Genomic DNA, 7015 nt, shown 5'->3' with positions numbered 1-7015 from the left:
GGCGGCCACCAGCACGGCGGGACTGTCGGCGGTACCGGGCCGCAAGGTCAGCCGGAACCGTCCGGGCACTCCGGCGCGCGCGGCGGCGTCGGCGGCGTTCTGGGCCAGCTCGACCACGAGCCGGTCGCGGTACCCGCCGAGCGCGAGATCCTCCTCGGCGTTGGCGTCCTCACGGAACCGCGCGGGACTGGCCCCCCACGCATCAAGCACCCCACGCCGCAGCCGCGCCGTCCCGAACGGGTCGGCGCCCTCGGTCGTCCTGACGCTCACGCTGTGACTCCACTCTGCTCCGACTACGCCCCACCATCCCCGTGCGGCCCGAAGGTACCGCGTACACCCCTACCCAGGGGTGCGGGGTCGCCGTCCGGCGACGGGAGCAAGCCACGCGCCTGAGCCGCGCTGCCGAGCGGCACGGCCGACTCGGACGAGTCGCGCTCCTGTCGTTGTGCTCCTGTCGTTGTTATTCGTAAACAGAACCGTCTTGACGAGAATTCGCCAACCGTTCGGGTGAATCTCCATTCGGGCAGGGCCGCGCGATGAAACGACTCTTCCTAAGGACGGCAACGAATCGCGGTGATCGACAATTCACCGGTGATTACGGAACGTAATGGCGACCGTCTTGATCCGATATCGCGACGCCGGGATCCTCGATTTCGTCTCGGGGATTCGTCCGGCAGAAGTGCCGGGCGAACCGAGGCAGGGAAGGGAATGAAATGAAGATTCTCAGATCTCTGGGCGTGCTCCTGGCCGGCGCGGTGCTCGCTCTCGGTATCGGCGGCGGGCCGGTGGCGGTGGCGTACGCCGCTGACGCGCCGGGCGGTGCGGGCTACTCGGCGGCGGATCTCGCCACCGGGCGGACGACGAGCGGGACGGTCGCCGGGTCGGCCGGGCACGAGAGAGAAGTGCCGCCGCAGGAGGCTTCGCTGAGCTGCTGGGATCCGTACTTCTCGGGTTCCACGTTCGCCGTCTCCTGCTCCGGCAACCGCTACTACGTCTATGTCGACTGCTCGAACGGTTATCGGTACGTCGTCGGCCCACTGGCCGGGGCCAAGCGCGTCACGATCACCTGTCCCGGCGGCTACCGCGCATTGCGAGGTGGTGGATACGGAAGCTGATTTCGCTGGAACATCGTTCACGGGTGTTTGACCATTCGCCCTGCCGGAATCTCTCCGGCAGGGCGAGTCGGTATTCGCCCGCCCGCGCCATTCGCCCGTGCCGCTGTCGCCCCGCCCTGGCCGTCGGCTTACGAGTGGCCCAGATCTTCCGTTTCGTCCGCCGGCTCCGCCGGCACCGAGCCGCTGTCCGGGGACGGCCGGAGCGGGAAGGTGTCCGCGGCCATCGAGTCCAGTACGGGCGGCGCCGGGCGCAGCGGCTTGGGCATGACGGCCGCCTCCGAGTGGCCGCCGCAGCCGTACGCCAGCGAGACGACATGGCCGTCCGCCGGCGAGAACTCGTTCGCGCAGACGCCGAAGGCCTGGCGCAGCGAGCCCGCCAGCGGCAGCAGGAAGCCGCAGGAGACACAGGGCGCGGGCGCCGCCTGGGCCATGGGAGTCTTCGCGCCGAACGACTCGTCCCAGCGGTCGGCCGCCACATGCAAGCCGTACCGCGACAGCACACGCGCCCGGCGCATGCCCAGTTCCTCGGCGACCGACGCGATCGAGCCACGCGCGGGGACGGGAGAGACTCCCTCGGGGCCCTCCGCCTCGGCCGCGCCCGCGGCCCCGACCCCGGCGGTCAGATCGGTCAGATCCTCCGTCGGCTCCGCGTCCTCCGCCTCCACGAGATCCGCGAGGTTCTGCGGAGTCACCGCGTCCGGAGCCAGCACCGAATTCGGCGGCGGCACGTCCTCGCCCGAGTAGCCGGGCTCCAGCCGCAGATCCTCCGCCTCCGTGGGCAGCAGATCGCCAGGACCCATGTCGCCGGGCCTGAGCCGCTCGCTCCAGGGCACCCACTCCGGCGCCAGCAGGGCGTCGGGGCCCGGCAGCAGCACCGTTTCGTCCAGCGTGACGACCTTGGCGCGGGAGGCCCGCGCGACCGTCACCGCCCAGCGCCAGCCCCGGTATCCGGGCTCCTTGCACTCGAAGAAGTGGGTGACGACCCGGTCCCCGTCCGCCACCGCCGAGACATGCTCCCCGACGACCCCGGGCGCGGCTGCCTCCTCGGCGGCCGTCCTGGCGAGGTCTACCGCCTCGACGCACAGGCGGTCAGGGGTACGGCTTCGCGTCGTCGCAGCACTCACAGGTCTCGCTTCTCTCCTACGCCGTATCACGGGTGCGCCGGCCGATTCGCGATGTACGAGCCGCGGGCGGAGCGGACCAGAGGGCCGCATCGACGTCCGCGCCCGACCTCTCCTCGGGCACACCTACCGTTATCCATTCTGCGGGATGACGAAGAGGCGCGCGGCCGAGAACAACCGCCGGTGGCGCGCTACGCACGCTACCCCCTCTGCCGCCCCCCGCCCACCTGCACGCCGCCTTTCCCGCACTTCGGGCAACACCGCAACAAGGCCGTGACCCTGTGAGATCCGGCCTGTGACGGGTTCGGGACCCGCCAGGAATCCACCGGGAATCCGCCAAGAATCCGCCGCGAACCGGCTTGGGATCCCTTCCGGCGCCCTCCCGGGACACTCCCGGGACACTCTCGGGACCCTCCCGGAACCGGAAGCAGGCTGGGACCGGCCCGCGACCGGCCTGTAATCCGTCGCACCGGCCACCACCCGGTGAACGCCTCCCCACCCGCCGATGTCATGCCCCGGCTCGTCCTTCATGGCGCCGTCACGGCCCCGTCATGCCCGGGTTCGGTTCGCACCAGGGAGCCTTGGGGCACTATGACGGGGTGGCAGCCGCAACGTCGTCCGACGACGCAGCCGGCCCGCTCCGCAGGACCGGGCGGGCCCTCGGTCATGCCGTGCGCCTGCCCGTCACCGGCACCGCCAGAACCATCCGCAAGGCCACGCACGCGCACGGCGCGGGCGAGTCCGGGCTCGGCAAGCTGATCGAGCTGCACGCCGTGAACGGCGCCGGCGATGTCATGATCACCGTCGCGCTCGCCTCGACCGTCTTCTTCTCCGTACCGACCGACGAGGCCCGGGGCCGCGTCGCGCTCTACCTCGCCATCACCATGGCGCCCTTCACCCTCCTCGCGCCGGTCATCGGCCCGCTCCTCGACCACCTTCCGCACGGCCGCCGCGCCGCCATGGCCTGCGCCATGTTCACCAGGGCCGCGCTCGCCATCCTCATGTCGGCCGCCGTCATCACCGGCAGTCTGGAGCTGTATCCGGCGGCGCTCGGTGTGCTGGTCGCGTCGAAGGCGTACGGAGTGATCCGCAGCGCGGTCGTGCCCCGGCTGCTGCCACCGCGCTTCTCGCTGGTACGGGCCAATTCCCGCGTCACACTCGCCGGGCTGCTCGCCACCGGAGTCGCCGCGCCGATCGGTGCCGGGCTGCACCAGATCGGTCCCAAGTGGCCGCTCTACGGCGCCTGTCTGGTCTTTCTCGGCGGAACGTTCCTGGCGTTCTCGCTGCCGCACAAGGTCGACTCGGCGAAGGGCGAACGCAAGGCCCGGCTGGCCAAGCGCGGCGAGAAACGGCCCAGTCTCCGTACGGTCGGTCCCTCCGTCCTGCACGGTCTCCAGGCGAACGCGTCCCACCGCGCGCTCTCCGGCTTCCTGATCTTCTTCCTCGCCTTTCTGCTGCGCGAGCAGCCGCTCCCGGGCCAGACGGCGGCCGTCTCCCTCGGCATCGTGGGCGTCGCGGCCGGTGCGGGCAACGCGCTGGGTACGGCGCTGGGCGCATGGCTCAAGGCCCGTGGCCCCGAGCTGATCATCGCCACGATGCTGGCCATCGCCCTCAGCACGGCGATTCTCGCGGCGCTGTTCTTCGGCGGTCCGCTGATGGCTCTGCTGTGCGCGGTCGCCGGGCTCTGCCAGGCGCTGTCGAAGCTGTCCCTGGACGCGGTGATCCAGCGGGACGTGCCGGAACAGGTAAGGACCTCGGCCTTCGCGCGCTCCGAGACGCTGCTCCAGATGTCCTGGGTGGTGGGCGGCGCGATCGGCATCGCGCTGCCGCTCAACGGAGTGCTGGGCATGTCCGTCGCCGCCGCCATCATCGGCGTCGGAGCGCTCTTCGCGGCGCGCGGACTGCTGACGGTGGCCAGACACGGCACGCCGCATCCCCGCGTGGCCTGAGGGATGGCGCAAGGCACCAGACATCAGGTCCCAGGTCCCGGGCGCCGAGCAGCCCCGGGCAGCCCCGAGCACCACCAGCCGCACCACCAGCCCCAGGACCCAGCGCCGCCGCTCCCGTACGCCGCGTGACCAGGTGCGGCTCGCCGTACCCCCTGGCGGCCCGTGCCGGTACGACCGATAGCCTTCGCCCCATGACCGTTGCGTTCTTCTCTGGTAGGGCCCGCAGGGCCGGCGTCGTCCTCGGTGCTGTGTCCGCCGGACTCCTCGTCCTCGCCGCCTGTGACAAGCCGACGCCGCTCGCGACCGTGACGATCGGCGACAACTCGGTCAACACCGAGGCCGCCTGCTACAACGACGGCAAGGCGATCAAGCAGACCGAGATCCAGCCCTGCCTCAACAAGAAGCCCGAGAAGACCGTCGAGGTCTCCATGGACGATCAGGTCCACTTCGGTGTCGACCCGACGATCGCCGAGCACGGCTGGACGCTCTTCATCGACGGTCAGCAGGCCGAGCAGGAGCCGTACAAGAAGACGTACCGTACGATCCCCGGCAGCGCGTTCTTCTCCAGCCAGACCGGCGAGCCCACCAACGCCACACGGGTCAGCATCGTGGAGGCCAGCGGCAAGGAACTGATCGGGATCTGGCAGTTCGAGTTCAAGAAGGCGTCCTGACGTTTTAACGTTCTGACTCCACGGCGCTCCTGAACCCACCGCACTCCTGATCCCACCGCGTCCCGCCCTCGCCCCCGCACCTGTCCCTGGAGGCTCCCGCCATGCGTGTGCTTGTCGTAACGGCGGTGGCGGCGGAGGCGGACTCCGTCGCCGCGGGACTCGACCGGTTCGCCGGCAGCGGTGTCCGTGAACTGACCGGTGGCTACGAGATCACGGGCCACGCCCAGTACATGCCCCGGCCCGGTTCCGTGCAGATACCGGTCGTGGACGTCCTGGCCGGCGGAGTCGGCCCGACGGCCGCCGCGGTCGCCACGGCGACGGCGCTGGCGGCCTCTCCGTACGATCCTCCGTACCATCTCGTCATCTCGGCCGGTATCGGCGGCGGCTTCCGGCACCGCGCGCCGGTCGGCTCGCTCGTCGTCGCGGACAGGATCGTCGCGGCCGACCTCGGCGCCGAGAGCGCCGACGGCTATCTGCCGGTCGAGAAGCTGGGCTTCGGCCGCAGCGTCCACCGGCCTCCGGCGGAACTGACCGCCCGTATCGCCAAGCTCCTGGACGCCGCTCCGGCGGGCGGGACCACCGGTACGACGGCCGGTCCGGCCACCACGGCGCTCCTCGCGCCCGTCCTCACCGTCTCCACCGTGACCGGCACCGCCGCCCGCGCCGCCGAGCTGACCGCGCGCCATCCGCTCGCCGCGGCCGAGGCGATGGAGGGCTTCGGCGTCGCGGAGGCCGCCGCCGTCCACTCCGTACCATGTGTCGAGATCCGCGCCATCTCCAACGCCGTGGGACCGCGCGACCGCGACTCCTGGGAGATCGGCCGGGCCCTGGAAGCGCTGCGGTACGCGTTCACGCTGCTCACCCCAGTCTTCGAGGAGCCGTCATGACCGCCGTACAGCCGCTGCGGATCGCCTACTCGCCCTGCCCCAATGACACCTTCGTCTTCGAGGCCTGGGCCCATGGCCGGGTGACCGGCGCGCCGGACATCGATGTCACCTTCGCGGACATCGACATCACCAACGGCATGGCGGAGCGCGGTGAGTTGGACGTGCTCAAGGTCTCGTACGCTGTGCTGCCCTGGGTCCTGGACGAGTACACACTGCTGCCGTGCGGCGGCGCGCTGGGCCGCGGCTGCGGTCCGCTCGTACTGACCCGGGAGCCGGGCACCGATCTGACCGGCAGGACCATCGCCGTACCGAGCGAGCGCTCCACGGCCTATCTGCTCTTCCGGCTGTGGGCGGCGGATGTCGTCCCGGGCGGAGTGGGCGAGGTGGTCGTCCTGCCGTTCAACGAGATCATGCCGGCGGTACGGGACGGCAAGGTGGACGCCGGACTCGTCATCCACGAGGCGCGTTTCACCTATCAGGATTACGGTCTGCACTGCCTTGCCGACATGGGCGAGCACTGGGAGTCCACGACGGGACTGCCGATCCCGCTGGGCGCGATCATCGCGAAGCGCTCGCTGGGCACCGAGGTGCTCCAGTTGCTGGCGGAGTCGGTACGCAGGTCGGTCCGGATGGCGTGGGACGATCCGGAGGCCTCACGTCCGTATGTCCTGGAGCACTCCCAGGAGATGGATCCGGCGGTGGCGGACCAGCATATCGGCCTGTACGTCAACGAGTTCACCGCGGACCTGGGCGTCGACGGCTATGCGGCCGTACGCGGGCTGCTCACGCGTGCCGCGGCCGAGGGACTCGTACCGCCCCTCGGCCGTGACGCGTTGCGTTTCGTCTGATCGCGTTTTACCCGATCGCGTTTTATCCGATCCGACCGATTCCCCGCGTCACACGTCCAACTGGTCCGCGACCGCTCGCAGAAGGCTCGCGATCTGCGCGCCGTGGACCTTGTCGGGATAGCGGCCACGCTCCAGCATCGGTGTGATGTTCTCCAGCAGCGTCGTCAGATCCTGGACGATCGAGGCCAGTTCGTCGGGCTTGCGGCGCTGGGCCGCCGCGACCGAGGGCGTCGGGTCGAGGATCGTCACCGAAAGCGCCTGGTCACCGCGCTGGCCTGCGACCACGCCGAACTCCACGCGCTGGCCCGGCTTGAGCGCGTCGACTCCGGCAGGGAGGACCGTTGAGTGCACGAAGACGTCGCCGCCGTCGTCACGGGAGAGAAAGCCGAAGCCCTTCTCGCTGTTGAACCACTTGACCTTGCCG

At 70.5% G+C, this 7015-nt stretch carries 8 protein-coding genes; 5 read left to right on the top strand and 3 right to left on the bottom strand.

Going from position 1 to position 7015, the window contains the following annotated elements; genetic code table 11:
• Positions 1-270: hypothetical protein (locus tag GA0115259_RS14780; protein ID WP_141716565.1), on the bottom strand; the 270-nt coding region annotated here is incomplete at its 3' end.
• Between the two features lie 443 nt (positions 271-713).
• On the opposite strand from GA0115259_RS14780, the gene GA0115259_RS14775 reads away from it, so the two are divergent.
• Positions 714-1115, top strand: coding sequence for a hypothetical protein (locus GA0115259_RS14775; RefSeq protein ID WP_093596336.1), 402 nt, complete (start codon positions 714-716; stop codon positions 1113-1115).
• Positions 1116-1243: 128 nt separating this feature from the next.
• Here GA0115259_RS14775 and GA0115259_RS14770 read toward each other — a convergent pair whose 3' ends face one another.
• Positions 1244-2239: a DUF3027 domain-containing protein gene (locus GA0115259_RS14770; protein WP_093596334.1), complete on the bottom strand. Its 996-nt coding sequence runs from the start codon at positions 2237-2239 to the stop codon at positions 1244-1246.
• A gap of 548 nt (positions 2240-2787) precedes the next feature.
• On the opposite strand from GA0115259_RS14770, the gene GA0115259_RS14760 reads away from it, so the two are divergent.
• From GA0115259_RS14760 to GA0115259_RS14745, 4 genes are all read left to right on the top strand, one after another.
• Positions 2788-4185 carry an MFS transporter gene (locus GA0115259_RS14760; RefSeq protein WP_093596333.1) on the top strand — a complete coding sequence of 466 codons (1398 nt, stop codon included), beginning with the start codon at positions 2788-2790 and terminating at the stop codon, positions 4183-4185.
• A 191-nt stretch (positions 4186-4376) separates the two neighbouring features.
• Positions 4377-4856, top strand: a complete 480-nt coding sequence (locus GA0115259_RS14755) for a DUF2771 domain-containing protein (RefSeq protein ID WP_093596332.1) — start codon at positions 4377-4379, stop codon at positions 4854-4856.
• A 101-nt stretch (positions 4857-4957) separates the two neighbouring features.
• Entirely contained in the window at positions 4958-5743 is a 786-nt protein-coding gene (locus GA0115259_RS14750) for a futalosine hydrolase (protein ID WP_107469189.1), read from the top strand.
• Positions 5740-6591: a 1,4-dihydroxy-6-naphthoate synthase gene (locus GA0115259_RS14745; RefSeq protein ID WP_093596331.1), complete on the top strand. Its 852-nt coding sequence runs from the start codon at positions 5740-5742 to the stop codon at positions 6589-6591. The genes GA0115259_RS14750 and GA0115259_RS14745 overlap by 4 nt, the downstream gene beginning before the upstream one ends.
• A 48-nt stretch (positions 6592-6639) precedes the next feature.
• Here the strand turns inward: GA0115259_RS14745 and GA0115259_RS42595 are convergent.
• The coding region (locus tag GA0115259_RS42595) for a cold-shock protein (protein WP_093596330.1) at positions 6640-7015 on the bottom strand (376 nt) is incomplete at its 5' end.

The sequence above is a fragment of the Streptomyces sp. MnatMP-M17 genome (assembly GCF_900091995.1).
Taxonomy (GTDB): domain Bacteria; phylum Actinomycetota; class Actinomycetes; order Streptomycetales; family Streptomycetaceae; genus Streptomyces.
The sequence above is the reverse complement of the archived record's forward strand: the minus strand, read 5'-3'. Positions and strand labels throughout refer to the sequence as shown.

Bases quoted from the DNA above. Each gene is read 5' to 3' on its own strand.
- GA0115259_RS14760 (WP_093596333.1), top strand. From the start codon at position 2,788: ATGCCCGGGTTCGGTTCGCACCAGGGAGCCTTGGGGCACTATGACGGG.
- GA0115259_RS14750 (WP_107469189.1), top strand. From the start codon at position 4,958: ATGCGTGTGCTTGTCGTAACGGCGGTGGCGGCGGAGGCGGACTCCGTC.
- GA0115259_RS14775 (WP_093596336.1), top strand. From the start codon at position 714: ATGAAGATTCTCAGATCTCTGGGCGTGCTCCTGGCCGGCGCGGTGCTC.
- GA0115259_RS14755 (WP_093596332.1), top strand. From the start codon at position 4,377: ATGACCGTTGCGTTCTTCTCTGGTAGGGCCCGCAGGGCCGGCGTCGTC.
- GA0115259_RS14745 (WP_093596331.1), top strand. From the start codon at position 5,740: ATGACCGCCGTACAGCCGCTGCGGATCGCCTACTCGCCCTGCCCCAAT.